General features: G+C 75.9%; 23 protein-coding genes and 1 pseudogene. 13 read left to right on the top strand and 11 right to left on the bottom strand.

The window, feature by feature from the left end; translation table 11 throughout:
* The first annotated feature begins 5 nt into the window (after nt 1–5).
* The 4 genes from ACFFHU_RS21445 to ACFFHU_RS21430 all read left to right on the top strand — a co-directional run bounded on the left by ACFFHU_RS21445 (nt 6) and on the right by ACFFHU_RS21430 (nt 3399).
* On the top strand, nt 6–1217 hold the full coding sequence (locus tag ACFFHU_RS21445) for a cysteine desulfurase-like protein (RefSeq protein ID WP_377341578.1): 1212 nt from the start codon (nt 6–8) through the stop codon (nt 1215–1217).
* Complete coding sequence (locus ACFFHU_RS21440) at nt 1214–1510, top strand: GNAT family N-acetyltransferase (protein WP_377341576.1); 297 nt, start codon at nt 1214–1216, stop codon at nt 1508–1510. Before ACFFHU_RS21445 ends, ACFFHU_RS21440 begins: the two co-directional genes overlap by 4 nt.
* 75 nt (nt 1511–1585) lie before the next feature.
* Nucleotides 1586–1714, top strand: coding sequence for a hypothetical protein (locus tag ACFFHU_RS21435; protein WP_377341574.1), 129 nt, complete (start codon nt 1586–1588; stop codon nt 1712–1714).
* A gap of 131 nt (nt 1715–1845) precedes the next feature.
* Complete coding sequence (locus ACFFHU_RS21430) at nt 1846–3399, top strand: M1 family metallopeptidase (RefSeq protein ID WP_377341860.1); 1554 nt, start codon at nt 1846–1848, stop codon at nt 3397–3399.
* A 63-nt stretch (nt 3400–3462) separates the two neighbouring features.
* On the opposite strand, the gene ACFFHU_RS21425 is transcribed toward ACFFHU_RS21430, so the two are convergent.
* A complete protein-coding gene (locus tag ACFFHU_RS21425; RefSeq protein ID WP_377341572.1) occupies nt 3463–4665 on the bottom strand; it encodes a GNAT family N-acetyltransferase in 1203 nt (400 codons plus the stop codon).
* A gap of 66 nt (nt 4666–4731) precedes the next feature.
* Between ACFFHU_RS21425 and ACFFHU_RS21420 the strand changes: the two genes are divergently transcribed.
* On the top strand, nt 4732–5868 hold the full coding sequence (locus tag ACFFHU_RS21420) for a DICT sensory domain-containing protein (RefSeq protein ID WP_377341570.1): 1137 nt from the start codon (nt 4732–4734) through the stop codon (nt 5866–5868).
* Nucleotides 5869–5883: 15 nt separating this feature from the next.
* Here ACFFHU_RS21420 and ACFFHU_RS21415 read toward each other — a convergent pair whose 3' ends face one another.
* Entirely contained in the window at nt 5884–6984 is a 1101-nt protein-coding gene (locus ACFFHU_RS21415) for a DUF5937 family protein (RefSeq protein ID WP_377341569.1), read from the bottom strand.
* A gap of 149 nt (nt 6985–7133) precedes the next feature.
* On the opposite strand from ACFFHU_RS21415, the gene ACFFHU_RS21410 reads away from it, so the two are divergent.
* A complete protein-coding gene (locus ACFFHU_RS21410) occupies nt 7134–8192 on the top strand; it encodes an MBL fold metallo-hydrolase (RefSeq protein ID WP_377341567.1) in 1059 nt (352 codons plus the stop codon).
* 76 nt (nt 8193–8268) lie between these two features.
* Here the strand turns inward: ACFFHU_RS21410 and ACFFHU_RS21405 are convergent, their stop codons facing one another.
* Entirely contained in the window at nt 8269–9048 is a 780-nt protein-coding gene (locus tag ACFFHU_RS21405) for a methyltransferase domain-containing protein (RefSeq protein ID WP_377341565.1), read from the bottom strand.
* Between the two features lie 164 nt (nt 9049–9212).
* On the opposite strand from ACFFHU_RS21405, the gene ACFFHU_RS21400 reads away from it, so the two are divergent.
* The gene (locus ACFFHU_RS21400; protein WP_377341563.1) at nt 9213–10850 is read left to right on the top strand and encodes a RecQ family ATP-dependent DNA helicase; all 1638 of its coding nucleotides are present in this window, start codon (nt 9213–9215) and stop codon (nt 10848–10850) included.
* 55 nt (nt 10851–10905) lie between these two features.
* Nucleotides 10906–11409 (top strand): hypothetical protein, encoded by a 504-nt coding sequence (locus ACFFHU_RS21395; protein ID WP_377341561.1) that lies wholly within the window; start codon nt 10906–10908, stop codon nt 11407–11409.
* 170 nt (nt 11410–11579) lie between these two features.
* Here the strand turns inward: ACFFHU_RS21395 and ACFFHU_RS21390 are convergent, their stop codons facing one another.
* On the bottom strand, nt 11580–13235 hold the full coding sequence (locus tag ACFFHU_RS21390) for an MFS transporter (protein ID WP_377341858.1): 1656 nt from the start codon (nt 13233–13235) through the stop codon (nt 11580–11582).
* A gap of 221 nt (nt 13236–13456) precedes the next feature.
* On the opposite strand from ACFFHU_RS21390, the gene ACFFHU_RS21385 reads away from it, so the two are divergent.
* From ACFFHU_RS21385 to ACFFHU_RS21375, 3 genes are all read left to right on the top strand, one after another.
* Entirely contained in the window at nt 13457–14221 is a 765-nt protein-coding gene (locus tag ACFFHU_RS21385) for a TetR/AcrR family transcriptional regulator (RefSeq protein WP_377341559.1), read from the top strand.
* Nucleotides 14218–14643 carry a hypothetical protein gene (locus ACFFHU_RS21380; protein ID WP_377341558.1) on the top strand — a complete coding sequence of 142 codons (426 nt, stop codon included), beginning with the start codon at nt 14218–14220 and terminating at the stop codon, nt 14641–14643. The genes ACFFHU_RS21385 and ACFFHU_RS21380 overlap by 4 nt, the downstream gene beginning before the upstream one ends.
* Nucleotides 14644–14759: 116 nt before the next feature.
* Nucleotides 14760–15365: a hypothetical protein gene (locus ACFFHU_RS21375; RefSeq protein ID WP_377341556.1), complete on the top strand. Its 606-nt coding sequence runs from the start codon at nt 14760–14762 to the stop codon at nt 15363–15365.
* Nucleotides 15366–15395: 30 nt separating this feature from the next.
* Here ACFFHU_RS21375 and ACFFHU_RS21370 read toward each other — a convergent pair whose 3' ends face one another.
* The 6 genes and pseudogenes from ACFFHU_RS21370 to ACFFHU_RS21345 form a co-directional block, all read right to left on the bottom strand.
* Nucleotides 15396–16592 carry a glycosyltransferase family 9 protein gene (locus tag ACFFHU_RS21370; protein ID WP_377341554.1) on the bottom strand — a complete coding sequence of 399 codons (1197 nt, stop codon included), beginning with the start codon at nt 16590–16592 and terminating at the stop codon, nt 15396–15398.
* Nucleotides 16589–17278, bottom strand: coding sequence for an SDR family oxidoreductase (locus tag ACFFHU_RS21365; protein ID WP_377341552.1), 690 nt, complete (start codon nt 17276–17278; stop codon nt 16589–16591). The genes ACFFHU_RS21370 and ACFFHU_RS21365 overlap by 4 nt, the downstream gene beginning before the upstream one ends.
* On the bottom strand, nt 17275–18738 hold the full coding sequence (locus ACFFHU_RS21360; RefSeq protein ID WP_377341550.1) for a PfkB family carbohydrate kinase: 1464 nt from the start codon (nt 18736–18738) through the stop codon (nt 17275–17277). The genes ACFFHU_RS21365 and ACFFHU_RS21360 overlap by 4 nt, the downstream gene beginning before the upstream one ends.
* A gap of 182 nt (nt 18739–18920) precedes the next feature.
* Nucleotides 18921–19631 (bottom strand): annotated as a pseudogene (locus ACFFHU_RS21355) (D-sedoheptulose-7-phosphate isomerase); the annotation flags it as partial.
* Nucleotides 19631–20845: a glycosyltransferase gene (locus ACFFHU_RS21350; RefSeq protein ID WP_377341548.1), complete on the bottom strand. Its 1215-nt coding sequence runs from the start codon at nt 20843–20845 to the stop codon at nt 19631–19633. The gene ACFFHU_RS21350 and the pseudogene ACFFHU_RS21355, both read right to left, overlap by 1 nt.
* Nucleotides 20830–21801 carry a glycosyltransferase gene (locus ACFFHU_RS21345; protein WP_377341546.1) on the bottom strand — a complete coding sequence of 324 codons (972 nt, stop codon included), beginning with the start codon at nt 21799–21801 and terminating at the stop codon, nt 20830–20832. Before ACFFHU_RS21345 ends, ACFFHU_RS21350 begins: the two co-directional genes overlap by 16 nt.
* 277 nt (nt 21802–22078) lie before the next feature.
* On the opposite strand from ACFFHU_RS21345, the gene ACFFHU_RS21340 reads away from it, so the two are divergent.
* Nucleotides 22079–22846 (top strand): polyprenol monophosphomannose synthase, encoded by a 768-nt coding sequence (locus tag ACFFHU_RS21340; protein ID WP_377341544.1) that lies wholly within the window; start codon nt 22079–22081, stop codon nt 22844–22846.
* A 24-nt stretch (nt 22847–22870) separates the two neighbouring features.
* Here ACFFHU_RS21340 and ACFFHU_RS21335 read toward each other — a convergent pair whose 3' ends face one another.
* A complete protein-coding gene (locus ACFFHU_RS21335; RefSeq protein ID WP_377341856.1) occupies nt 22871–24466 on the bottom strand; it encodes a phytoene desaturase family protein in 1596 nt (531 codons plus the stop codon).
* Nucleotides 24467–24558: 92 nt separating this feature from the next.
* On the opposite strand from ACFFHU_RS21335, the gene ACFFHU_RS21330 reads away from it, so the two are divergent.
* Entirely contained in the window at nt 24559–25989 is a 1431-nt protein-coding gene (locus ACFFHU_RS21330; RefSeq protein WP_377341542.1) for an aldehyde dehydrogenase family protein, read from the top strand.
* Nucleotides 25990–26054 lie beyond the last annotated feature (65 nt).

Genomic DNA, 26054 nt, shown 5'->3' with positions numbered 1-26054 from the left:
CCCGGATGACCTTCGAGATCGACCGGGTACGGGCCGCCTACCCCGCGCTGCGCGAGGGCTTCGTCCACCTGGACGGGGCCGGCGGCACCCAGGTGGCGGGGCCGGTGGCGGACGCGGTGGCCGGCGCCATGCGGACAGCCGTGGCCAACCGCGCCACCGGGCACGAGCCCGGCCGCCGGGCGTACGAGCTGGTGGCCGGCGCCCGGGCCGCGGTGGCCGACCTGGTCGGCGCGGACCCGGCCGGGGTGGTGCTCGGGCCCAGCGCCACGGCCCTGACCTGGACGGTGGCCCGGGCCCTGGCCGGCGCCTGGCGGCCCGGCGACGAGGTGGTGGTCTCCCGGCTCGACCACGACGCCAACGTGCGGCCGTGGGTGCTGCTGGCCGAGGCGGCCGGGGCGACGGTCCGGTGGGCCGAGTTCGACCGGGAGACCGGCGAGCTGCCGGCCGGCCAGTACGCCGACCTGGTCAACGAGCGCACCCGGCTGGTGGCCGTGACGGCCGCCAGCAACGCCGTGGGCACCCGGCCCGACGTGCCGGCCATCGCGGCCGCGGCGCACGCGGTCGGGGCGCCGGTGTACGTGGACGGGGTGCACGCGGCGCCGCACGGGCCCACCGACGTGACCGCGCTCGGCGCCGACTTCTACGTCACGAGCGCCTACAAGTGGGCCGGCCCGCACCTGGCCGCCGTGGTGGCCGAACCGGACCGCTGGGCGCCGCTGCGGCCGGAGAAGCTGATCCCCTCCCCCGACGGCGTGCCGGACCGGTTCGAGGCCGGGACGCCGAGCTTCGCGCTGCTGGCCGGGGTGACCGCGGCCGTCGACCACCTGGCCGGCCTGGACCCGGCCGCGAGCGGCGACCGGCGGGCCCGGCTGCGGGCCGGGCTGGCAGCGGCCCAGGGGCACGAGGAGATGCTGCTGGACCGGCTGCTGACCGGGCTCGGCAAGCTGCCGGCGATCACCGTCCTGCCGGCCCCGGCGGACCGCTGCCCCACCGTGTCCTTCCGGGTGGCCGGCCGCTCGCCCGCCGACACCGCCGCCGAGCTGGGCCGGCGGGGGATCTGCGTCTCCGCCGGGGACTACTACGCGTACGAGTACTTCACCGCCCTCGGGCTGCGGGACAGCGGCGGCGGGGTGCGGGCCAGCCTCTACCACTACAACACCGCGGACGAGGTGGACCGGCTGCTGGACGAGTTGGACCGGGGCACAATGGCGCGATGAGCATGCTCGTCGAGGACAACCCCGCGGCACACCAGTTCGAGATCCTGGTGGACGACAGCCTGGCCGGCTTCGCCGCGTACGAACAGCGGCCCGGGGTGGTCGTCTTCACCCACACCGAGGTGGAGCCGGCGTACGAGGGCCACGGGGTGGGCAGCACGCTCGCCCGGGAGGCCCTCGACCAGGTTCGCAACCGGGGCGACCGGGTGGTGGCCCGGTGTCCGTTCATCTCCGCGTACATCGACCGCCACCCCGACTACCGGGAGCTGCTGGTCGACCCGGACCGGAAGGCCTGAGCCGGGCCGGCCGCGCCGGGCGGGCCGCGCCGGCGGCACTGGCTCGGGCGCGCCCGGGCATGACAGAGTGCGGGTATGCAGCCCAGCCCGCTCGCCGCGCCCGACGCCAGTTGGTACGACATTCCCGGCGTACGGCTCGTCGGCGCGATCGCCGGCGCGCTGTTCCTGGTGGCCGCCATCCGGGCCATGTTCGGCCGGAAGTGACCTCCCGTCCCGCCGGGCAAACCCGCTTTCTGCGTTCATGAACTTCGATTAGGTTGGCGATCGTACGAGTACCCGACGGAGGGAGATCTCTCGTGCGACGAGCGTTGGTGGCCGCCACCGCGGCCCTGACCATGTCCGCCGCCGCCCTGGCCGGAGCCGGCACCCCGGCCCAGGCCGGCGCCCCCGACCGAGCCGCCGCCCCCGACCGCGCCGGCGGCGGGGTGACGGCCGGCGCGCACCACCGGCCCGGCGGCCCGACCCGGCTCCAGACGCCGCGGCCCGGCGGTCCCGGCCTCGGCGACAGCTACTACCCCGACTACGGCAACAGCGGTTACGACGTCGAGCACTACGACATCCGGCTCAGCTACGACCCGGCCACCGACCGGTTGAGCGGCACCACCACGATCCTGGCCCGGGCCACTCAGGACCTGTCCCGGTTCAACCTCGACTTCCTGCTGGACGTGTCCTCGGTCCGGGTGAACGGCTGGACCGCCACGCACACCCGGGCCGGCGACCATGAGCTGGTGATCACGCCGGCGCGGGCGGTCGGCAAGGACCAGCGGATGACCGTGGTCGTGACGTACAGCGGGATCCCATCCACGGTGAAATACCACGGCTACACGGCGTGGACCCGCACGGCCGACGGCGCGGAGGCGGTGAACGAGCCGGAGATCGCCTGGTGGTGGTACCCGAGCAACGACCACCCGCGGGACAAGGCCACCTTCGACGTGTCGGTGGCGGTGCCCAACGGGGTCGAGGTGATCAGCAACGGCGTGCAGCCCCGGCCGCCGGTGGCCGGCCCCGCGGGCCTGACCCGGTGGAGCTGGCGCAGCGTCAAGCCGCAGGCCCCCTACCTCACCTACCTGGTGATCGGGCAGTACGACATCGTCACCGACACGTCCCCGGACGGCCAGCCGGTGATCAACGCGTACAGCGCCCGGCTCGGTGACCTCGAGGGCGCGGCGCGGGCCAGCGTCGAGCGGACCTCGGAGATCGTCGACTGGGAGAGCACGCTGTTCGGCCCGTACCCGTTCGAGGCCCGCGGCGGGGTGGCCGGCGCGCCCGACGGCGTGCGCTTCGCGCTCGAGGCGCAGACCCGGCCGGTGTACGGGGCGGGCTTCTGGCGGCGCGGCGCCAACACGTACGTGATCGCGCACGAGAACGCCCACCAGTGGTTCGGCGACTCGGTCTCGGTGGCCGACTGGCGCAACATCTGGCTCAACGAGGGCTTCGCCAGTTATGCCGAGTGGCTGTGGTCGGATGAGCAGGGCGAGGGCACGGCGCAGCAGGTGTTCGACTACACCTACGCGAACTACCCGGCCGACGACCCGTTCTGGCAGGTCCTGCCCGGTGACCCGGGCGCCGACGACCTGTTCGACGACGCCGTCTACGACCGGGGCGCCATGACGCTGCACCAGCTCCGGCTCGCCGTCGGCGACGACGCCTTCTTCCGGATCCTGCGCCGCTGGACCGCGAGCCGGCAGTACGGCAACGGCACCATCGAGCAGTTCGAGGCGCTCGCCGAGCGGATCTCCGGGCGGGATCTGACGGCGCTGTTCACCACCTGGCTGTTCACCAGGGGTCGGCCGGACCTGACCGGGGCGGCCGCCCGTACCCTGGCCGCACCGGCCCAGCCGAAGTCCTGGTCGAAGCTGCGGGCGGCGCGCGAGCTGCTGACCCGCTGAGCGCTCGTCGATCCGGGGCATGTGGTCGGCGCGGCCCGACCCGTGCCCCGGATCGGCCCGGCGTCAGAAGTAGTCGAGCAGTTGGGCGCGGGGGCCGCAGGCCAACAGGTCCAGCGCGGTCGGGTCGGCGCCGGCGGAGGCCCGCAACAGGCCGGCCTCCAGCAGCGTCGCCGCCCCGGCCGCCGCGCAGTAGAGCAGCCCGAAACCGGCCGGGGTGAGGACCAGCCCCGGGTCGCGGCGGTCACCGGCGGGCGTCAGCGAACCGCGCCCGTCGGCGATGTCCAGCCGCCAGGCGCCGGTGTTCCACGGCGCCACCGGGTCGGTCAGCCCGAACTCGACGGCGCCGCGCACGTGGGCCGGCCAGCCCCGCTCGGCCACCGCGCGGACCACGTCGACGGGCCGGTGCATCCACGGCTGCCGGCTGTGGTCCCGGGCCGTCGCCAGCGGCAGCCACGCGGTGACGGCGTCGAACTCCGGCGCCGGCAGCCGCAGCGTCGGCGCCACGCTGACCCAGCTGCTCAACACCCCCACCAGCGCCCGGGCCGCGGCCGGGGTCTCCGCCACGATGTCCTCGACGGTCAGCACCGAGTCGGCGCCGTAGCCGCGGCCCCGCTGCCAGACCAGGTAGCCGACCAGCCGGCCGTCCTCCTCCGCCACGGTCAGGCCGTCGGCGTCGGCGAGCAGGTTAGCCGTCCAGTCCTCGCCGTACCAGCCGCCGCGCCGGGTCAGCAGCCCGCACCGGCGCCGGGCGTACTCGTCGTACCGCCGTCGCACCTCCGGCAGGTCCCCGGCCGCGCCGGGCCGCACGGTGATCGAGCCGGTCGGCCGCTCCCGGGGCAGCGCGGCGGTGGCCAGGTCGACCGACCGCAGCACCCCGCAGACCTCCCACCCGGCGGCCCGGTACGGCGCCACCACGGTCGGATAGAGCGCGCTCACCGCCGCTCCCCGCTCGCGCGCGCCGCGCAGCAGGCCGGTCAGCAACGCCCGCGCCACGCCCCGACCGCGCGCCTCGGGCAGCACGGCCACCCCACCGATGTCGGCCGACGGCACCGGCCGGCCGCCCCACCACTGCCCGTAGTGCAGGTCGGTGGCCTTCCCCAGCAGGGTGCCGGCGGCGTCGAAGGCGCCCCACCGGGTGAAGCCGGCCGCCGGCTTGAGCGCGGACGGCGGCGCGTCGGGCGGGCCGCCGAAGGCCAGGCGGCCCAGCCGCCACGCCGGCTCCAACTCGGACTCGGCCAGCTCACGTACCTCGATCGCGTCCCGCATCGCGCGATGGTAACCGCCGGTACCGGCCCGGGCGACGGCGAATTCCCGGTGCCGTAGGCTCCGCCCGTGGTCGACAGCGGACACCCGATCGAACGCCTGGCCAAGCGCACCCTGGTCATGGTGTCGCACGCCATCGAGCGGGCCGCGCTTGCCGCGGCCGAGGACGGGCCGCTGGTGGTGGTGGCGCTGTTCCAGCGGATGCCGTACTTCGAGCGGGAACGCGCCGCGTACGCGCGGATCGCCGGCCGCGCCGTCACCACGGTTGTCGGCCTGGTGGACGACCAGCCGCCCACGCTGCCGGCCGGTGTCCACGGGGTACGCCTGTCGCCCGGCGAGGACCTGGCCCGGGAGTGGACCGTCCTGGCCCTCACCCCGCGGTTCGGGGCCGTGCTCACGGCCCGCGACCTGGAGGAGGTGTCGCCCGCCTCGGCCACCCTGGAGGCCGGACGGCAGTTCGACGGCCGCTGGCGGTTCCGCCGGGACGAGGCGCTGCACGAGCTGATCCGGCTGCGTCACGTGCTCGCCGACCGGCTGCCGCCGGCGGCGCTGGCCGGCATCGACGACACGCTGAGCCGGGCCCGCGAGCTGCCGGCCACCCCCGGCGAGAGCCGCGCCGAGGCCGCGCTGCGGCTGCTGGTCCGGCGCCTGGCCACCGGCCTGGAGCGGCAGGACGAGTTGCACCGGCAGCTCACCGTGGCGCGCCGGCCGGCGGCCGAGTCCGGGCTGGCCGGCCTGGCGGACGAGTCGGCGGTGCGCCGGTGGACCGGGATGGACGGCACCACGGCGTCCGGCACCCTGCCGGTGGCGCTGGTCGGGGTGCGGGTGGCCGAGCCGGCCAACGCGCCGGAGCGGCTGGGCCGGCGCAGCGCGGCCCGGGAACTCCAGGCGGTGCTCCAGGTGCTCACCGGCGGGCTGCGCCCGAGCGACCGGGTCACCCGGCTCGCCGAGGACGAGTTCCTGCTGATCCTGCCGGCCCTGCCGGTCGACGACGCGCTGCAGGTGGCGTACCGGCTCGGCAAGGACCTCGCCGCGCTGGCCAGCACCTACCCGTTCGTGCCGCTGACCGGCACCTGTGTGGTGGCGGTGACCCGGCGCCGGCCGCTGCCGGTGGAGGAGATCCGGCGGGCGCTGGACTGGGCCGTGGACCAGGGCGTCCCCGTCGCCGCCCTACCCGCCGAAACCACCGCCGCGGCCGCCGCCTGAGGAACAGGAAGGCGGTCAGCCGCCCGTAACGGCGCCGAGGAGGGCCCTGGCCCGCGGGGTGCGCTGGTAGAGCACCGCGTGCCCGACCTGCTCCCCCGCCACCAGGCCGGCCCGCCGCAACCGCCCGAGGTGGTACGAGACGGTGGCCGCGCTGAGGCCGTGCCGCGCCGCGAGGTCGGTGGTGGATCGCGGGGTGTCCAGGTCGGCGAGCAGCGCGGCCCGGCGCGGCCCGAGCACGTCGGTGCCGTCGGAGGCGCCGGGCGGCGACACGGCCGCCCACACCCGACCCCGTCCGCGCGCCGGGTAGCCCACCATGGGCTGACCGGGCTTGCCCGCCCAGAGCGCCGGCCGGGGCAGGAACACCGACGGGACCAGCACCAGCCCGGCCGCCGCGTCGACCTCCGCGGTGAGCGGGATCGGCAGTGTGACGCGGCTGCCGTCCCAGCTCAGCTGGGGATGCAGACCCGAGATGATCTCACCGAAGCCGACCCGGCCGGCCACCGCCGAATGGTGCCGGACGTCCTCGTCGAGGATCCGCTGCAGGGTGGGCCACGACCCCGCCATCGCCCGGCGCCAGCACCGCTCGAGCTGCTCGGCCAGGCAGGCCGCCAGCGCGCCCTCGCCGGCGGCGAGCACGTCCGCCACGACCGCCGGCAGCGGCGGCCGGATGTCCCGATCCGCCGGCCGCCCTACAGACGGGTCCCGATCCGCCCGGTACGCGGCCGGCTCATCCCGATCCGCCGCCGCGGCCGGTTGGCGCGGCGGCAGGTCCGGTGGGGGTGGTCCGAGCCGGAACGCCCGGGCCAGCTGCTGCCGGACCACCTCGGGCGGGGTGCCGGCGACCTGGTCGAGTTCGGTACGCAGGGTCGGCTCGTACGAGGCCGGCACCGGAACCAGGAAGTCCGGCACGTACCAGGTCGCCCGCTCGACCACCGCGAGCAGCACCGCCAGGTCGGCGGCTGCGGCCCGCGGCCGGGTGGCCACCACCCAGTCGTGGGCGTACGGCGCCCGCTCCGGATGGGTCAGCACCTCCAGCCCGTTGCCCAGCTCGGCGAGCCGGGAGAGCGCAAACCGGGACCGGGTGAGCCGGCTGGCGTCGACCGCGAGCGAGATCAAGGGCTCCCACCTCAACATTCGAATCCGTTCGAATCCCTGGTCCGGCGCCGGCGCCGGCTGGTCGACTCCCCGGCACCGGTTGACCGGCGCGAGGCGCCCGGGGCGGGGGCCCGGGGCGGGGCCGCGCCGGCAGAGACGAAGGAGTTCACGTGGACCACACGCATCATCCCATCGACCGGCGGCGGCTTCTGCTCGGTGCCGCCGCGCTCGGCCTGAGCGTCGCACAGCTGGCCGGCGTACCGGCCGCGAGGGCCGGCGACCGGACCGACGACCTTGCTGGCGACCCCGCGCGCGACCCGGCCGCCGGCCGAGCTGGCGACCCCGCTGCCGGCCTGGCCGGCGACCTCGGGCCGGCCGGCGCCGGCGGGCACGCCGCGACGCTGACCGCGACCCGGCGCGTCGGGGCGTACGAGGTCATGGCCCTGTACGACGCGGCCGGTCCGTTCTTCACCAGCCGGCAGGAGGCGTTTCCGGCGGCCTCCGCCGCGGACTGGCGGCGGGCGGCCCGGCTCGACCCGGCGGCGTTCGGCCCAAACGACGCCTGGAACCTGGACTTCCGGTGCTACGCGATCCGCCGGCCGGGCGGGCGGGTCATCCTGGTCGACACCGGCGTGGGCCCGGCGGGCAGCCCGGCGTCGAGCTGGGCGCCCGTGCCCGGGCATCTGCCCGAGCGGCTGCGGGCCGCCGGCATCGCGGCGGGGGACGTGGACCTGGTGGTGCTGACCCATGTGCACAGCGACCACGTGGGCTGGGCCGTCGGGCCGGACGGCGTGCCGACCTTCCCGAACGCCCGGTACGCCATCCAGCACGCCGAGATCGCGGCGCTCACCAACGCGGGCGCCACGACGATGCTTTCCTACGTGGTCGACCCGCTGCGCCGGACCGGGCAGCTCTGGGAGGTCGACGGCCGGACCCGGCTGGCGGACCGGCCCGGCGGCGCGGTCACCGCCGTGCCCACCCCCGGACACACCCCCGGTCACCAGTCCGTGCTGGTCGAGCGGGGCCGTCGCCGGCTGGTGGTCACCGGCGACGTGCTGGTGCACGCCGTGCAGCTGGTGAACCCGGACGTCGGATACGTGTTCGAGGACGACCAGGACGTGGCCGGGCGGACCCGGCGCGCGCTGCTGGCCGACGCGCGCCGGCACGACGCGCTGCTGGCCACCGCCCACCTCAAGCAGCCGTTCGTCCCCGCCCGCGCCACCCGCTGACCCACCCGCCGTCCCCACGGGGCAGCGGAATTCCGAAAGCTCAACGGCGAGCGCCGGCATCGACCATCCGCGCCGGCTAGACGGACTCGGCGATGACCAGGTAGAACGTGAAGCCGGCCAGGAACGGTCCCGCGGCGAGATCGGCGAGCCACCGTTCGGCGGCGGCCCGGGCCAGCACACCCGCCTCGATGGCCCGGGCCACGTTGCGGCGCAGCCCGAGGATCTGGTCGCCCTCGTCGAAGTCGGCGAACGCCACGGCCACCGGCGTCACCGACCGCACCCGGGCGCCACAGTCGACCACCAGCCGCACCAGCTGCCGACCGATCGTGGGGTTGCGGACCTGGCCGGCCACGAACCGAGCAAACGTCCGGCTGAAGGCGACGTCCGGATGCGACACGGCGAGGGTGTCCCAGTCCGGCTCGGCCATCCCGAACAGCCCGCCCGGCCGTACCACCCGGCGCAGTTCGGCGACCGCGCGGCCCGGCGCCGCCAGATGTTGCAGGACCCGGTCCACCTTGGCCCGTTCGACGCTGCCGTCGGCGAGCGGCAGCGCGTGCCCGTCGCCGTGGCAGAGGCGTACCGTCGGTCGCGCCGTCAGCCGGCGGCGCGCCTCTGCCAGCATCGCCGGATCGGGATCGACGCCCAGCACCCGACCGGTCGGCCCGACCGCGTCGGCGAGCCGGTCGAGATCGGTGCCCGGGCCGCAGCCCAGGTCAAGGGCCGTGTGGCCCGGCTCGACGGCCAGCGCCTCGACCAGTCGCCGCTTGTAGTCGGCGCCGACGCTCGTGCGGGCGGCGGCGTCCATGTAGCCGATCGGGTCGGGACCGGCGGAGTTCAGCGTTCCGGAGACGGTCATCACGCGATGACAGCACGAGCGCCGAGGGCCGGCAAGACCGGCGACGGCTGACACTGCACCATGGCCGACGCGGACCTGGTGCGGCGGTTCCGGGACGACCCGGATCGGCACCTCCGGCTGGGCGCCGTTTCGGCGTGATCGGCCCGGGGTAGCAGAGCCCCTCGATGAAGCTGCCACTGAACTCCAGCCGGTTGCGGCGCGCCGCCAAGAACCTCTTCGGCTGGCACACACTGCGCCCCAACCAACTCGCCGCCATGCGGTCGGTGATGAAGCGTCGGGACACCCTGGTCGTGCTGCCGACCGGCGCGGGCAAGTCGGCGATCTACCAGATCCCGGCCAGCCTGATCCCGGGTCCCACGGTGGTGATCTCCCCGCTGCTCGCGTTGCAGCAGGACCAGATCGCCTCGCTGAACGAGCGCGAACGCTCCGAGCTGCGGGCCGTCCGGATCAGCTCGCACGAGTCGGCGAGCCAGCAGGCCGCGGCGCTCGAGGCCATCCGGGACGGCTCCGCCGAGTTCCTGTTCATCACGCCGGAGCAGCTGAGCAACCCGGACCGGATGGCCGAGGTACGCGCGCTGCGCCCGGCCCTGGTGGCGATCGACGAGGCGCACTGCATCTCGGCCTGGGGCCACGACTTCCGCCCGGACTACCTGGCGCTGGGGCACCTCATCCGCGGCATCGGCCGCCCGGCGGTGGTGGCGCTGACGGCCACGGCCTCGCCGCCGGTCCGCGACGACATCATCGAGCGGCTCGGGCTCAAGGACCCGACCATCGTGGTGTCCGGGTTGGATCGGCCGAACATCTTCGTCGAGGCGGCACTCTGCCCCACCGAGCCCTACCGATGGCGCCGGCTGATCGCGCTGCTGCGCGAGGACACCCGGCCGGGCATCATCTACGTGCCGACCCGGCGGGCGGCCGAAGAACTGGCGGAGAAGCTCACCAAGGCGGGCTTCCCGGCCGAGTTCTACCACGGCGGGATGCCCGCGAACGCCCGGCACGAGCTGCACGAGGCGTTCCTGGACGACCGCGTACCGATCATGGTGGCCACCTCGGCCTTCGGCATGGGCATCGACAAGCCGAACATCGCCTGGGTGGTGCACATGGCGCTGCCGGACTCACCGGACAGCTACTTCCAGGAGATCGGCCGCGCCGGTCGGGACGGCGAGCCGGCCCGGGCGCTGCTGCTGTGGCAGCCCGAGGACATCGGGTTGCAGCGGTTCTTCTCCGGCGGCATGCCCGACGAGAAGGAGCTGCGCAATCTTGCCGCGCTGCTGCGCAAGGAGCCGGCCACCAAGGTGACGCTGCGGGAGCGGTCCGGGCTCGGCCCGCGCAAGCTGGGTAACATGCTCGCGCTGCTGGAGCACGTGGGCGCGGCCGCGCCGACCGACAACCACATGATCGGCAGCCCCCGCTACGCCCCGCAGCCGGCCGAGGCCGCCCGGGCCGCGGTGGCGGAGGCGGAGCGGCAGCAGGCCGTGCAGCGGTCCCGCACCGACATGATGCGGGCGTACGCGGAAACCAACGGGTGCCGCGGGCAGACCCTGCTGGCGTACTTCGGCGAGCAGATGACCGACATCTGCGGGCACTGCGACAACTGCGCCGCCGGCCGGAGCCAGCCGGACGACCGGGCCAGCGGGCCGTTCCCGGTGCACAGCCAGGTGCGGCACAACGAGTGGGGCGCGGGGCTGGTGCTCAATTACGAGGACGACAAGATGACCGTGCTGTTCGATGAGGTCGGATACAAGACGCTCTCGGTCCGTGTCGTGAGCGAGCAGGGCCTGCTCACCGCCGATGGGCGTTGACCTACGCTGACCGCCATCCACGATTGAGGTCGGACAGATTCAGGGGGACGATGCCGTGACGGATCAGCCGTTGCACAGCGAGTTCGGTTTCACCGACGACGAGTGGAGCCTGCTCGTCAACCTGCCGCAGGCGGTGTTGACAGCGGCCAGCGCGGCCGAGTCGGACAGCACCCGCCGTACCATGGCCGAGAACGCCGCCGGGCTGGACGCCATCGGTGCCGGCCGCGAGTCGGCGAGCCCGCTGGTGGCGGCCGTGGCCGGCGAGGTGGTACAGCGGACCGGCGACCCGGACGCCGGTGAGGAACTGCCGGTGATCCAGCCCAGCGATCCGGAGGCGATGATCTCCGACGTGCTGCACCGCGCCGGAACGGCCGCGAAGCTGCTGGCGGGCAAGGCGCCCGAGGGCGACACCGGGGCGTACAAGGACTGGCTCCTCAAGATCACTGAGCAGGTCGTGTCGGCGGCGCCCAGCGGCGGCTTCCTCGGCCTGGGCGGCGAGACGGTCAGCGAGTCGGAGCGCCGGTTCCGCGACGAGCTGTCGCACGTGCTCAACGACTGACCGCGACGACCGCAGCCGCGGCCCGGCCGGTGGGTCTCAGGGCTTGCCACGGAGCGACACCTCGGCCGCCATGACACACGGCTCGAACGACATACCTCTCGGTCACATCTATGACCGAGAGGTACGTCGTTCGCCGAGGCAGTCACCACCCGCACGGACCCTCGGCGGCGCTACCGCTCGGTGACGGCGTCGACCGGCGCCTCCCCGGCAACCGCCCCGGTGGGAGCCGCCGCGGCGGTTGTGTCGGCGGGCGCCGCCGACCCGGCGCGGCCGGCGGGGGCCGGCGACCCGGCGCGGCCGGCAGGGGTGTCGGCGGGCGCCGCCGACCCGGCGCGGCCGGCAGGGGTGTCGGCGGGGGCCGGCGAGCCGGGCCGGCCGGCGGCGTGGGCGCGGCGGAGCAACAGGCAGAGCCCGGCGGCCAGCAGCATCACCAGCAGGGCCACCACGGCCGCCGCGTGCAGGCCGGCCAGGAAGGCCGACCGGGCCGCGCGCAGCAGCGCCGCGGCCGCGTCGGCCGGGAGCGTGCCGGCCACCGTGTACGCGCCGGCCAGCGTCTCGCGGGCCGGAGCCGCCGCCGCGGCCGGCAGCCCGGGCAGCGGTCCGCCCATGTCCCGCCGGTAGACCGCGGTCCCCACGCTGCCCAGCAGCGCCATCCCGAGGGCGCCGGCGAACTCGGTCGCCGACTCCAGCAGGCCGGAGACCGTGCCGGCGCGGTCGGGCGGGGCCTCACCCAGCACGACGTCGGTGACCAGGGACAGCACCGCCACCACGCCGGCCGCGTAGCCGGTCGCGCCGGTCAGCAGGACCCACAGGCCCGCCTCGGCCGGCACCCGGGTCAGCAGGGCGAACCCGCCCGCCGCGACGAGGAAGCCGCCGGCCATGACGTACGCGCGATTGGTCCGGGCGGCGAGCGCGGCGGCCAGCGGCGCCACCCCGCCCACGACGACGGTCGGCAGCACGCTCCACAGGGCGGCCCGCAACGGGCTCATCCCGGCCACCAGCTGCAGGTACTGGGTGGTGAAGATGGCGAAGCCGACCAGCGCGAACATGCCGAGCACGTTGACCAGCAGCGAGCCGGCGAACGCCGGGCGGCGGAACAGCGCCAGGTCGAGCATCGGTTGTGGCCGGCGGCGCTGCCGGCGCAGGAAGGCGGCGCCGAAGCCGACGCCCAGCACGATGGCCAGCACGGGGACCACCGCGAGGCCGTTGCGGGCCAGCTCCTTGATGCCGTAGATCACCGGCAGGATCGTGGCCAGCGACAGCACCGAGCTCAGCACGTCGAACCCGCCGGCCGTGGGGCTGCGGTGTTCGGGCAGCACGACCGGCCCGAGCAGGACCAGCAGGGCCATGGCGGGCAGATTGATCAGGAAGACCGAGCCCCACCAGAAGTGCTCCAGCAGGAGCCCGCTGAGCACCGGGCCGATCGCGATGCCGCCGGTCATGGCGGCCGTCCAGATCGCGATGGCCTTCCCCCGTTCCCGCTCGTCGCGGAACATCGCCCGGATCAGGCCCAGCGTGGACGGCATGAGGGTGGCGCCACCCACCCCGAGCAGCGCCCGGGCCAGGATGAGCAGCTCGGCGCTGCCGGCGTAGGCGGCCAGCAGGGATGCGGCGCCGAACGCCACGGCGCCGATGAGCAGGAGCCGGCGCCGGCCGATGCGGTCGCCCAGCGCGCCCATCGTGATCAGGAGACCGGCCAGCACGAACCCGTAGATGTCGAAGATCCACAACTGCTCGGTGCCGGTGGGCCGCAGTTCCCGGCTGAGGAACGGGACCGCGAAGTAGAGCACCGACACGTCCATCGAGACCAGCAGCAGCGGCAGCATGAGCACGCCGAAGCCGGTCCATTCCCGGCGCCCCGCCCGGCGCTCGGCACCGCTCACCGCTCCGTGCCCCGCGCTGGTCACCGCCCGGTGCCCCGCACCGTTCTCCGCGCTCATCGCGCTCACCGCCGTTCCCCGTCGTCGCCTTTTGCGTATGGCATACGCTCTTCTGCGTAAGATACACGCGGTAATAGGATGGCCGTCAACCCCGAGGGAGCGACGTGATGGAAGACGACACCGGGACCGGCCTGCCGGCGAGCCTGGCGGCCGCCTGGGGTCGGCGCGAGCGGCCGGCCAAGGGGCCCCGGCCGGCGCTCAGCCTGGACCGCATCGTCCAAGCCGCCATCACGGTGGCCGAGGCGGACGGCCTGGCAGCGGTCTCGATGGGGCGGGTGGCCAAGGAGCTGGGCGCCGGCACCATGGCGCTGTACCGCTACGTCGGCGCCAAGGGCGAACTGCTCGCCCTGATGACCGATGCCGCGTACGGCCTCCCGCCGGCGCCGGATCCGGACCTGGACTGGCGAACGGGCCTGGCCCGATGGGCCCGCGGGGTGCTCGAGGGCTACCGTCGCCACCCGTGGCTGCGCCACGTCCCGGTCGAATCGCCACCGATCCTGCCCAACCAGATGCACTGGATGGAGGACGCTCTCGTGGCGCTGCGGACCACCGGGCTCACCGGCCCGGAGAAGTTGTCCACCGTCATGTTGCTGGCCGGCTACGTGCGCTACTGGGCGCAGGTCACCCTGGACATCGCGGCGGCGGCCGGAGCCCGCGGGGTGACCGCCGAGGAGGCCATGAGCGGGTACGGGCAGCGGCTGGCGCTGCTGGTGGACGCGGGCCGGTTCCCTGAGCTGCACGGGTTGATCGCCGGGGACCTGTTCGCCGCCGAGCAGGAAGCGGATCCCGACGCGGACTTCGACTTCGGCCTGGACCGCATCCTCGACGGAGTGGCCACGCTGGTCGCTCAGCGCACCGGAGCGCCGGCATGACCGGCGTGATCCCGGTCCTGCTCATGGCCCTCGGCCTGGTCGTAGGGTTGGGCGCCATCGGATACGCCGCCGCCACCGGGCGGCTGCGGACCGAACCCGATTCGCCTGCCGGTGACCGGACCGCCGAGGAGTGCCGCGCGGCGCTGCGCCGGATCCGCCGGGCCGACGCGGTCGACCCGGCTGACCTGCCGTTCCTGCGCGAGGTGGCCCGGCGGGTGGTGCGGCAGCGCTGGCGGGTCCTGCCCCCCGTGGGCGTCGTGCTGATCGCCCTCGGCCCGGCGGTCCGCGACCCCCGCCCGGCTGCCGGGTTTGGGTTCGTGCTCGCCGCTGTCCTGCTGATCGGGGCGGGCGCCGCGTTCATCCTCCGGGACGCCCACCGGGCCGCGGCCTTCCTCCGGCAACACTCCGCAGACGAGGGCTGATCGATCCGCCCGCGGATCCATGGTTCCCCGTCACGCCCCGAGGGAATGTTCTCCACATCGGACCAGGGAACGGGGATGCCGTGGCTGCCGAGCAGGAGCGCCCGCTGTGGAGGGGTATGAGTGGGCCGGACGACCCGTCGATCGCCCGGCGGCACCGAACGTTCCGCCGCCGGCTGCTGCTGATCGTGGTGGTGGCCACCGTGACGGTGCTGCTCGTCGCGTTCGCCATCGGCCTCACCACCGGCCACAACCCGACCCGGCCCGTCCACCGGCCGGAGTGGGCGTCGGTCGCCGGCGGGGTCCTCACCGTCCTTGGGTTGGCGGTCGAGCTCGCCGCGATCGTCCGAGGGGTGCGGATCAGGCGTGCCCTCGGCGGCGGACCGGGCTCCCCGCTGACGGTGCTCGGCTGGGGCAGCCGCCGGAAGGCGATGGCGCGGCTGCGCGGTCGGGCTCCGTTCGCGGATTCCGACCTGCCGTTCCTGCGCCGGACGGCCGCGCAGATGGCCGGCCAACGCTGGGTGGTGTGGCTGATGGCGGGGCTGACGCTGCTCCAGCTCGGCGGCGCGCTCACCAGCTTCACCATCGTCCGGCTGATTTTCGCGGGCGTCCTGATCCTGATCCTGGCCGTCGGTGCGGCGCTGGTGCTGCGGGACGTCCGGGCGGCCCGGGCGTTTCTGGCCGCGCACCCCGAGCCCGGTCCCGGCCCGGCAGCCGCGCAGTAGCGGCCCGGACGGTCCGGGCGAGGCGACGGGTCAAGGACGCGAGAACGCCGGCACCGACCCGACCTCCCCGGCTCGGCCGAGCCGGTCGACCGCCACGGCCGCCGCCAACACCTCGTCCACGCCGATGGCCGCCAGCGCCGGATGCAGCCCGGAGTGCGCACCGTCCGGGTCCGCGTCCGCCGGACCAACCGTGCCCGCCGGACCGGGCACGCTCGCCCAGCCGACCGCCTCCGCCGAGCTGGCCGCGTCCGCCGAGGCGGCCTCCGTGACGGGACCGGCCCAGAGGGCGCGGTGCCAGGGACGATCCGGGGGCGGGCCCCAGTGCTCGGGACGGACCGGTCCGAACAGCACGACCGAGGGCGTCCGGTACGCGGTGGCCAGGTGCGCCACCCCGGTGTCGGCGCTCACCACCAGCCGCGCGTGCGCCACCAGCGCGGCCAGCCCGGCCAGGCCGAGCCCGGTGAGCGCGGAAGTGGCCGGCAGGCCAGCCGCGGCCGCCACCCGGGCGGTCAGCTCCCGCTCGGCCGGCGAGCCGGTCACCACCACCCGGTGCCCGCTCCGGTCCAGCTCCCGGGCCACCGCCGCGAACCGCCCGGCCGACCAGCGCCGGGCCGGCTCCTTGCCGCCCGGGTGCACCACCGTCACCCCGACCGGGCACCGGGACGGGTCGGGCCGGTCCAGCTCCAGGTCGGCCGGATCGGCCGGTACGCCGTACCAGTCGAGCAGCCGGCACCAGCGGCGGACCTCGTGCTCGTCGGCGCGCCACTGCGGACCGTCGGCGTGCCCGGCCGCCGGACAGGCGAACGCCAGCAGCGGCGCCGACGTGGCCCGGCGGAGCAGGCGGTGCGACTCCGGTCCCCGCCCATGCAGGTTCACCGCGCGGTACGGCCCGGCCCCACCCGCCACCGGCCCGCGCCGGGGGTAGCCGGGCGACGGGCCGGGCCGGTGCTCGCCGGGCGACCGGCCGCGTCGCCCGTCGCCGGCCGCGCCGTCAGCGTCGCCGGCCGCGCCGTCAGCACCCATTCCGACGCCGTCGAGTCCCTCCCCCGCCAGCCCGTCGACGGGGATCAGCCGGTCGACGCAGCCGGTCAGCTCGACCAGCGGCGCCAGCCAGCCGGGCGCGGCGAGCGCCAGCGGACGGTCCGGCCAGGCCCCCCGCAGCCCGCGCAGCGCCGGCACGGCGGTGGCCAGGTCACCGATCCCGAGCGCCCGCAGCACCAGGATCACGGGTACGAGGTTTCCCGGTCGGCGCACACCACCAGTTCCCGGATCGAGCAGCCCGGCGGCTGACCCAGCGCGTACAGCACCGCCTTGGCCACCTGCGCCGGGTCGCTGAGCTGGGCGTCCGGGCCCGGCCGGTACTCCGGGTCGCGCTCGTCGAAGAAGGCCGTCCGCATGCCACCGGGCACCAGCAGGGTCACCCCGACCGAGCCGGCGAGTTCGGCCGCCAGGGCCCGGGTGAAGCCGACCACGCCGAACTTGGCGGCGCAGTACGCGGTGGCGTCGCTCACCGCCTTGACCCCGAGCGTGGAGGCCACCGTCACGATCCGGCCGGCCGAGCGTTCCAGGTACGGCAGCGCCGCCCGGACCACGGCCGCGGTGGCCAGCAGGTCCACCGTCACGATCCGTTCCCAGATCTCCGCCGGCACGTCCGCCAGCCGGCCCGGCACGTCCATCCCGGCCGCCGTGACCAGCCCGTCCAGCCCGCCCACCTGCTCGGCCAGCTGCCGGGTGGCGGCCTCGGCTGCCCGGGTGTCGGCCAGGTCGCACCGGACGAATGGCAACCCGTCGGCCGGCGGCTGCCGGTCCAGCACGCACGGCCGGCCGCCGGCGGCCAGCACGCCGGCCACCACGGCGGCGCCCAACCCGCTGGAACCGCCCGTCACCAGCACCGATGGCCCGGTCGCGGTCACCCGGCCGCCTCCTGGGCGCGCGCCGCCGCGATCATGCCGGTGGTCGAGCGGCCGTCCAGGTACGGCACCACGACGGTCTGGCCGCCCCACCGGTGCAGGATCTCCGCCTCCGGCAGTTGCGGCTCGTCGCCCGCGCCGGTCGCGTAGTCGCCGCCCTTGACCCAGATGTCCGGCCGCAGCCAGGACAGCGCCCCGTGCGGCGTGCCCTCGTCGAAGACCAGCACGGCGTCCACGCAGCCGAGAGCCGCCAGCAGCCGGGCCCGGTCGGCCTGCGGCACCACCGGCCGGCCCGGTCCCTTGAGCCCGGCCACGCTCTCGTCGGAGTTCAGGCACACGACCAGGCAATCACCGAGCCGGCGGGCCGCCTCCAGGGTGGCCACGTGCCCCGCGTGCAGCAGGTCGAAGCAGCCACCGGTGGCTACCACGGTGCCGCCACGGCCGCGCACCCCGGCCACCACGGCGCCCGCCGCGCTCACCCCGATCCGGTCGTCCGCCGCCGCGGCGTCCACCGGCGTCGACGCGGCCCGGTCCGGCGCCGGCGCCACCGCGCGACCGGCCGGCGCGGCCGGTACGGCGACCGCGACGCCGCCCCGCGCCACGTACGCGGACGCCTCGGCGACGGCCCGCTCCACCGCCTCGGAGACGAGCGCCCCGCTGGCCAGCGCCACGGTCGCGGTGGCGGCGAACCGGTCACCCGCCCCGCAGGTGTCGCCGGGCGCCGCCATCGGCGCCCGCACCACCAGCGGCGTCGAGTCGACGTGGCTGAGCAGGGCACCGTCGCCGCCCAGCGTGACGGCCACGGCCGCGGCGCGCCAGCGTTGCCGCAGCGACTGCGCGCCGTGCGCCGCGGCCGACAGCCGGGACCGGCCCGGAGCGGCCCCGGCCAGCTCTCGTACCTCGTTCTCGTTCGGGGTGACCAGCCGCGTCCCGGCAACCGCGGCCGGCCCGCGCGGATGCGGGTCCCAGACCACGGGCGCCCGGGTGGCGGCCAGCGCGGCGCGCAGCGCCGGGTGCCGGGCCACCCCCCGGCCGTAGTCGGCCACCAGCACGGCCGCCGCGTCGGCGAGCAACTCGAGCACCGCGTCGGCCGGCTCCCCCAGCGGGCCGGCGGGCCCGCCACGGTCGTGCCGCAGCAGCACCTGGCCCCGGGTCCGCAGCCGGATCTTCTCGGGCGTGCTGCCCCGCAGCGGCAGCGCGTACACCCGGACCCCGGCCGCGGTCAGCAGCTTCGCCAGCCGGGCGCCGCCGGCGTCGTCGGCGAGCGCGGTCACCAGCGCCACCTCGAAGCCCTGCCCGGCCGCGAACAGCGCCGCCAGGCCGGCCCCGCCGGGCCGGTCGGCCGCCTCCCCCTCGTCGAGCACCGGCACCGGGGAGTCGGGGCAGAGCCGGTTGACCACCCCCTCGACGTCCCGGTCGAGCAGCGTGTCGCCGAGCACCACCAGCGGGCCGGCGCCCCTCATCGGACCGCGCCCGGTTCGGCTCCGCCGGGATCGGCGACGGTGACCTCGACCCCGGCCGGCGGGACGACCGGTTCGGCGTCCGGCGGCACCGGGGCCGGCGGCGGCGCCCCGCCCGGGCCACCCAGCGGCGTCCCGACCGGCGTCGCCGACGGCGTCCCGACCGGCACCGCCGGGGGTGGCTCCACCGGCACCGCCGGGGGCGGCTCCACCGGCACCGCCGGGGGCGGCTCGACCGGCGGCGGGGTGGCCGGGGCCGCCGCCCGCATGGCCGACGGCGCGGACCGGGTGGTCGGGCCGAGGAAGCCCGCCGACCCGAGGACGGTGAGCAGCGCCTCCTCCAGGTACTCGCAGAGCACGTGCACCGAGACCAGATGCAGCTCCTGGACCACCTGCGGGTCGGACGACGGTACGGCGAGCACGTCCGCACACATCTCGGCCAGCGGGTTCGGCGCCGGGCCGGTGAACGCCCAGCAGCGCATGCCGATCTCGGTCCCGGCCCGTGCGGCGCTCAGCAGGTTGGCGCTGCGCCCGCTGGTCGACATCAGCAGCAGGACGTCGTCCTGGCGGCCGTGCGCGCGCACCTGGCGGGCGAAGACGTCGGCGTACCCGTAGTCGTTGCCGATGGCGGTGAGGCCGCACGCGTCCCCGCCGAGCACGATCGCGGACAGCGGCACCCGGTCGCCGCGCAGCTTGCCCACCAGCTCCGCGGCGAGGTGCTGCGCCTCGGCGGCGCTGCCGCCGTTGCCCGCGACCAGCAGCCGGCCGCCGTGGCCGAGCCGCCACGCCAGCTCGCCGCCCCACTGGCCGAGCCGGGCCGCCTGCTCCCGGTAGGGCAGCAGCGTGGCGGCGAGGCCGGCGAGGTGGCTGTCCAGCACCCCCACCGCGTCGGACATCACGCCCCCACCCGGCTCGGCTCGCGCACCCGGCCCACGGCCGCGTAGACCTCGCCGAGCTGGTCCGCGGCGCGCTGCCAGGAGTACCGGGTACGGGCCCGGTCCAGCGCGGCCGTCGCGTACGCGTACCGGCGCACCGGGTCGGCGAGCAGGCCGGCCACGGCCCGGCCGAGGGCCGCCGGATCGCGCGGCGGCACGAGGTCGCCGGTCAGCCCCGGTACGACCGTGTCGGTGAGCCCGCCCACGGCGGTGCCCACCACCGGTACGCCGCACGCCATCGCCTCCAGCGGGGTGAGGCCGAACGGCTCGTACCACGGCGCCGCCACGAGCAGGTCCGCGGAGCGGTACCAGTAGGGCATCCGCTCCCGGGGCACCGCACCGATCAGCCGGACCCGGTCGGCCAGGCCGTGCCGGTGAATCAGCTCGGTCAACCGCCGCGCCTGCGGGTCCGCGGCCAACCCCTCGGCCGGCGGGCCTCCGATGATCAGGCACTCGGCGTCCGGCACCAGCCGCATGGCCTCGACCACCTCGCCGAAGCCCTTGCGCTCGACGAGCCGGCCGACCGTCAGCAGCCGGGGGCGGTCCGGTTCCCGCGGCGCGGCCGCACCGGTGGGGGCGAACGCCGCGAGGTTGACCCCGGACGGGATCACCGTGAGCTGGCTGCGCGGCACGCCGAGCAGGGCCAGCTCCCGTACCTCGTCCCGGCTCTGCACGATCACCCGGTCGACGGCCCGGCCCAGCGCCCGCTCGTAGTCGATCCGGCCCCGCGGGCTGGTGTCCTGCGCGCCCTGGTGCCGGCGCTTCACCGTGCCCAGCGCGTGGTACGTGAGCACCACCGGCACCCCGCGCCGCCGACCGGCGGTGATCCCGGCCAGCCCGCTCATCCAGAAGTGCGCGTGCACGACGTCCGGCCGCCAGCCCTCGCCCCACTCCCGGGTGAGCCAGCGGCTGAACTCCGCCATGTGCGGCAGCAGCTCGTCCTTGGCCACCGGCACCGCCGGACCCGCCGGCACGTGCGCCACCGTCACGCCGGGCCGCACCGGGACGGCCGGCGCCAGCGTCGGGTCGTCCCGCCGGGTGTACACCCGCACGTCGTGGCCGGCCTCGGCGAGCGCCGTCGCCAGCTCGGCCACGTGGGTGTTCTGCCCACCGGCGTCCTGGCCGCCGAGCACCGCGAGCGGGCTGGCGTGCTCCGAGATCATCGCGATGCGCATAGCTCCTCCTCCAGCAGCCGGTCCCAGTCGGCCAGGAACCGGTCCAGGCCGTACCGGGCGCGGGCGGCCGCCCGGGCCCGCTCGCCCAGCCGGCGCGCCTGCTCCGGCTCGTCGAGCAGCCAACGGGTGGCGTCCACCAGGTCGCCGACGCGGCTGGACAGGATTCCGGCGTCGGGCGGCACCGCGAGCGGCGCCTCGGTCACCGCCAGCGCCACCACCGGCATGCCCATGGCCATCGCCTCGATGAGGCTGAGCCCGAGCGAGGTCCACCGGCAGGGGTGCAGATAGAGCCGTCGGCGGGCCAGCTCGGCGTGCATCCGGGCCTGCGGCGGGTCGTCGTACGGGGTGATCCGGTCGGTCAGGCCCAGGTGCGCCGGCAGCCCGGCCACACCCATCCCGTACACGTCCAGCGGGGCGAGCGCGGCGAACCGCGGCAGCAGGTCGGTGCCGGTGACGCGGCCGCGCCGGACCGGCTCGTTGACCACCACGCCCAGCCGGTCCAGCTCACCGGTCCAGGTGGCGGCGGGCGGGACGATGCCGTGCTCGACCACCGTCGTACGGGTGCGGCCGGCGTCCCAGAACAGGTCGTTGAAGTGCGTCACGTGCGCGATCAGCAGGTCGTCCCGGTCGGCCGCCGGATGCCGGGAGTTCGGCACGTCCCCCTTCGGGGTGTTGTGCTCGACGTACACGGCCGGCAGGTCCCGGCCCGGGCGCCGGCGCAGCCACCGGGCGGCCAGCTCCTCCTCCTCCGGCCGCTGCAGCACCACCAGGTCGACGTCCTCGTCCGCCAGCTCGGCCGGAGTGACCTCGACGGCCGTGTCCGGCCACGGGTACGTGCGGGCCCGGCCCAGCCCGTACGGACCGCGGTCCGCGGTCACCGGCACCAGGTAGCGGTGCTTGCCCTGGACAAACGCCGTGGTCCAGGAGCCGTGCACGTGCCAGAGCAGGATGTTCACGACGCCGCCTCGTTGCCGGCACCGTGAGCGCCTGACCTGCACTGATGCGGGTCAACCCGGTCGTTGTGCACGGGCGGCGCGTTCCCGGGGGTAGGAGAAGTAAACCCGGCCCACCTCGCCGCGCGACCTGCCGTAGCCCCGCCTGCGATACCCGGCGTCCCGGAGAAGCTAACCGACCGGCGGCCCACCCGATACGCCGCGTACCCGGTGCCGCGCTTCCGGGCCGACTGGGTACCCTCTCCCCTAAACCGCTGTCGGCGAGCCAAGGATGATCCGCATGACCGAACCCGTGCAGCTGCCCTCCCCGTGGCGGGACGCACGCCTCACCGTCGTCGTTCCGACCTACAACGAGGCCGGTAACCTGCCGGTGCTGGTCGAGCGGCTGCTGGCGCTGCCGTTGCCCGGAATGAGCATCCTGATCGCCGACGACAACTCGCCGGACGGCACCGGCGAGGTCGCCGACAAGCTCGCCATCGAGCACCCGGAGCGGATCCAGGTGGTGCACCGGCCGGGCAAGGAGGGGCTGGGGCGGGCGTACATCGACGGGATCGGCCGGGCGCTGGACGCCGGCGCCGAGTACGTGGCGCAGATGGACGCCGACCTGTCCCACCCGCCGGAGGCGCTGCCGGGGATGCTGGGCGCGCTGCTGTCCACCCAGGCGGGCGTGGTGATCGGCTCCCGGTACGTGCCCGGCGGCCAGCTCGACGAGGCGTGGCCGATCTACCGCCGCGCGCTGAGCGGCTGGGCCAACCTGTACGTGCACACCCTGCTCCGGGTCCGGATCCGGGACCTGACCGCGGGCTTCAAGATCTGGGACGCCGCCACCCTGCGGGACATCGGCCTGCAGCGCGTGCAGTCCAACGGCTACAGCTTCCAGGTGGAGATGCACTACCTGGCCACCAAGCTGGGCCACACGATCGTCGAGGTGCCGATCCGCTTCGAGGAGCGCCGGGACGGCCTGTCGAAGATGACCACGGCCACCAAGGTCGAGAGCGCGCTCATGCCGTTCAAGCTGCGCAGCCGGCACCGGGGCCTGAACGGCTAGCCGGTCGCCCTGCGGTTCGGTGGGTCAGGACGGTCGGTAGACGGCCCGCTGCGCCGCGCCCACCGCGCGGGCGTAGAGGCCGCCGGCCACCGGCCGGTCCCGGGCCAGCGCGGCCCGGGCCGCGTTCGAGCCCGGCCCGCCGTGCACGCCGCCGCCGGGGTGCGCCGAGGAGCTGGCCAGGAAGAGCCGGTCGATCGGGGTGTCCGCCCGGCCCAGGCCGGGCACCGGGCGCAGCACGAGCTGCTGGTACGCCGCCGAGCTGCCGCCGCCGACCGCCCCGCCCACCAGGCTCGGCTCGGCCCGCTCAAGGTCACCCGGCCCGGCCACGTGCCGGCCCCGGACCAGGGCGCCGAAGCCCGGCGCGTGCCGTTCGAGCACCGCCTCCATCCGGCGCACCACCTCGGCCACCGCCGCCGCCGGCCAGTCCCGCCGGAACGGCAGGTGGGTGTACGCCCACAGCGCCTCCCCGCCGGGCGGCACCCGCCCGGAATCGGCCGTCGCGGGCTGCCCCACCAGCAGGAACGGTTCGGGCGGCAGCTCGCCGTCGGCCAGCGCCGCGGCGTACCGGCGCAGCCCCGCCGCGTCGGCGCCGCCGAGGTGCACGGTCCCGGCGCCGCCCACCTCCCGGTTGGTCCACGGCATCGGCCCGGACAGCGCCCAGTCGACCTTGACGGTGGATCCGTCCCAGCGGAAGTGCTCCAGGTCGGCCACCAGCCGGGGCGGCAGCCAGCGCGGACCGACCAGATCGAGCAGCAGCGCCGGGGCCGGCACGTCGGCCAGCACCGCCCGGCGGGCCCGCCAGGTGCCGCCGGCGGCGCGTACGCCCATGGCCCGGCCCCGGGCGATCAGCACCCGGTCCACCCGCTGGCCCAGGTGCACCCGCCCGCCCCGCCCGGCGAGGCGGGTCAGCAGCGCGTCGGTGATCCGGCCCGCGCCACCGGCGGCGACCGGCCAGCCCACCTGCTGGCCGAGCATGGCCAGCAGCCAGCCGTACATTCCGGAGCCGGCCTCACCCGGCGCCAGGTCGGTGTGCAGCGCGCAGCCGGTCAGCAGCAGCGGCCCGCCCGCACCCCGGAAGAGCTCGGCGCCGAGCCGGTCCACCGGCAGGACTCCCCGGCGGGCCAGCCGCAGGCTGCCGGCGGTGCGCAGCCGGGCCAGCAGCGCGGCGCCGGCGCGCATCGGCGGGAACGGGGTGAACAGCGCGTCGAGCAGCGGCTCGGAGATCGATCGCCACTCGTCGTACAGGCTCAGCCAGCGCTCCCCGTCCCCGGTGGCGAACCGGTCCAGCGAGCCGGCGGTGTCCGCGGGATCGCGGTGCAGCACGGCCGCGCGGTCGTCCGGCAGGACGTGGGCGAGCACCGCGGGGGCGTGCCGCCAGCCGAGGCCGTAGCGGTCCAGGTCGAGACCGCGCAGCACCGGCGAGGCGATCCCGAGGGGATAGAACGAGCTGTACAGGTCGCTGAGGTAGCCGGGGGCGGTGACCTCGGCGGACCGGACGGCCCCGCCCGGCTGGCCGGTGGCCTCCAGCACCGCCACCGTCCAGCCTGCGTCGGCGAGCAGGTTGGCGGCCACCAGCCCGTTGTGTCCGGCGCCGATCACCACCGCGTCCACCGTGGTCACGGACACCGATCAGCCTCCCCCGCGCTCCGGCCGGCGCCCGGAGCGGCGCTCGGCGGCGTTTGTTCGGCCCGGACCGGGGCACCCAAGCGCACATGTACACCGTGCAGCAACTGATTGCGGGCGCATGGGGCGCCGGGAGCGGACCGGATCAATTCGTGGTACACGACCCGGCCGACGATACGCCGGTCAGCACGGCGCCCACCGCAATGGCCGACGCGGTGGCCGCGGCCGTGAAGGGGGCCAGGACGGCCGCGCCGGGCTGGGCCGGAACGCCCGCCGCCGAGCGGGCCGCGGCCCTGCACCGGGCCGCCGACGCGGTGGAGGCCGCGGCCGAGGAGCTCGCCCAGGCGGAGACGGCCGAGATGGGCCGGCCGATCGGGGCCGCCCGGGGCGGCGTCGCGGCCGGGGTGGCCACGCTGCGCCAGTACGCCGAGCTGGGCCCGCTGCACCGCGGCCGCTCCCTGCTGGGCGACCCGGACGCCATCGACGTGATGGTCCCGCAGCCGCGGGGCGTGGTGGCCGTGCTGACCCCGTGGAACGACCCGGTGGCCGTCTCCTGCGGGTTGCTCGGCGCGGCCCTGGTCACCGGCAACACGGTGGTCTACAAGCCGAGCGAGCGGACCCCCGGCACGGGGTGGCTGCTGGCCCGGCTGCTGGACGAGCACCTGCCGCCCGGGGTGTTGTCGCTGCTCACCGGGGACGGCCAGGTCGGCGCCGCGCTGGCGGCCGAGGAGGTCGACCTGGTGGCGCACGTCGGTTCCACCGCCACCGGCCGGTCGATCGCCGCCGCCTGCGCGCGCACCTGCGCCAAGCCGCTGCTGGAGAACGGCGGCAGCGACCCGCTGATCGTGGACTCCGACGTCGACCCGCACTGGGCCGCCGAGCAGGCCGCGCTGGGCGCCTTCGCCAACTCCGGTCAGCTCTGCGTGGCGGTGGAACGGATCTACGTGCTGCGCGACCTGGCCAGCCGGTTCCTCACCGCGCTGGTGGAACGGGCCGACGCCCTGCGGATGGGCCCGGGCCGCGACCCGCTGACCGAGCTCGGCCCGCTGGTCGACCGCCGGCAGCGCGACCACGTACACGGGCAGGTCCGGGCGGCGGTGGCCGACGGGGCGCGGGTGTTGATCGGCGGCGAGCTCCCGGACGGGCCGGGGGCGTTCTACCCGGCGACCGTGCTGGCCGACTGCGCCGACGGGATGGCCGTGATGCGCGAGGAGACCTTCGGGCCGGTCGCCCCGGTGATGGTCGTGGAGTCGTTCGACGAGGCGGTGTCCCGGGCGGCCAGCTCCCGGTACGGGCTCGCGGCCACCGTGCTCACCGGTTCGATGTCCCGGGCCCAGCGGGCCTGGCGGGAGCTGCCGGTCGGCACGGTGAAAATCAACGCGGTGTTCGGGGGCGCGCCGGGCGGCGCCGCGCAGCCGCGCCGCGGCAGCGGGGACGGCTTCGGGTACGGGCCGGAGCTGCTGGACGAGATGACCGTCACCAAGGTGGTCCACCTGAACGCCCCACCCGCCTCCTGGTGAGAGCCCCTTGTCGATCATGGAGTCGTGGTGTCGGCAAACGCGACGGACGGGCATCTATCCCCACC

Source organism: Plantactinospora siamensis, from assembly GCF_042434095.1.
Lineage (GTDB): Bacteria > Actinomycetota > Actinomycetes > Mycobacteriales > Micromonosporaceae > KBS50.
Note: the sequence above shows the minus strand (reverse complement) of the source record. Positions and strands in the feature narration are given on the sequence as shown.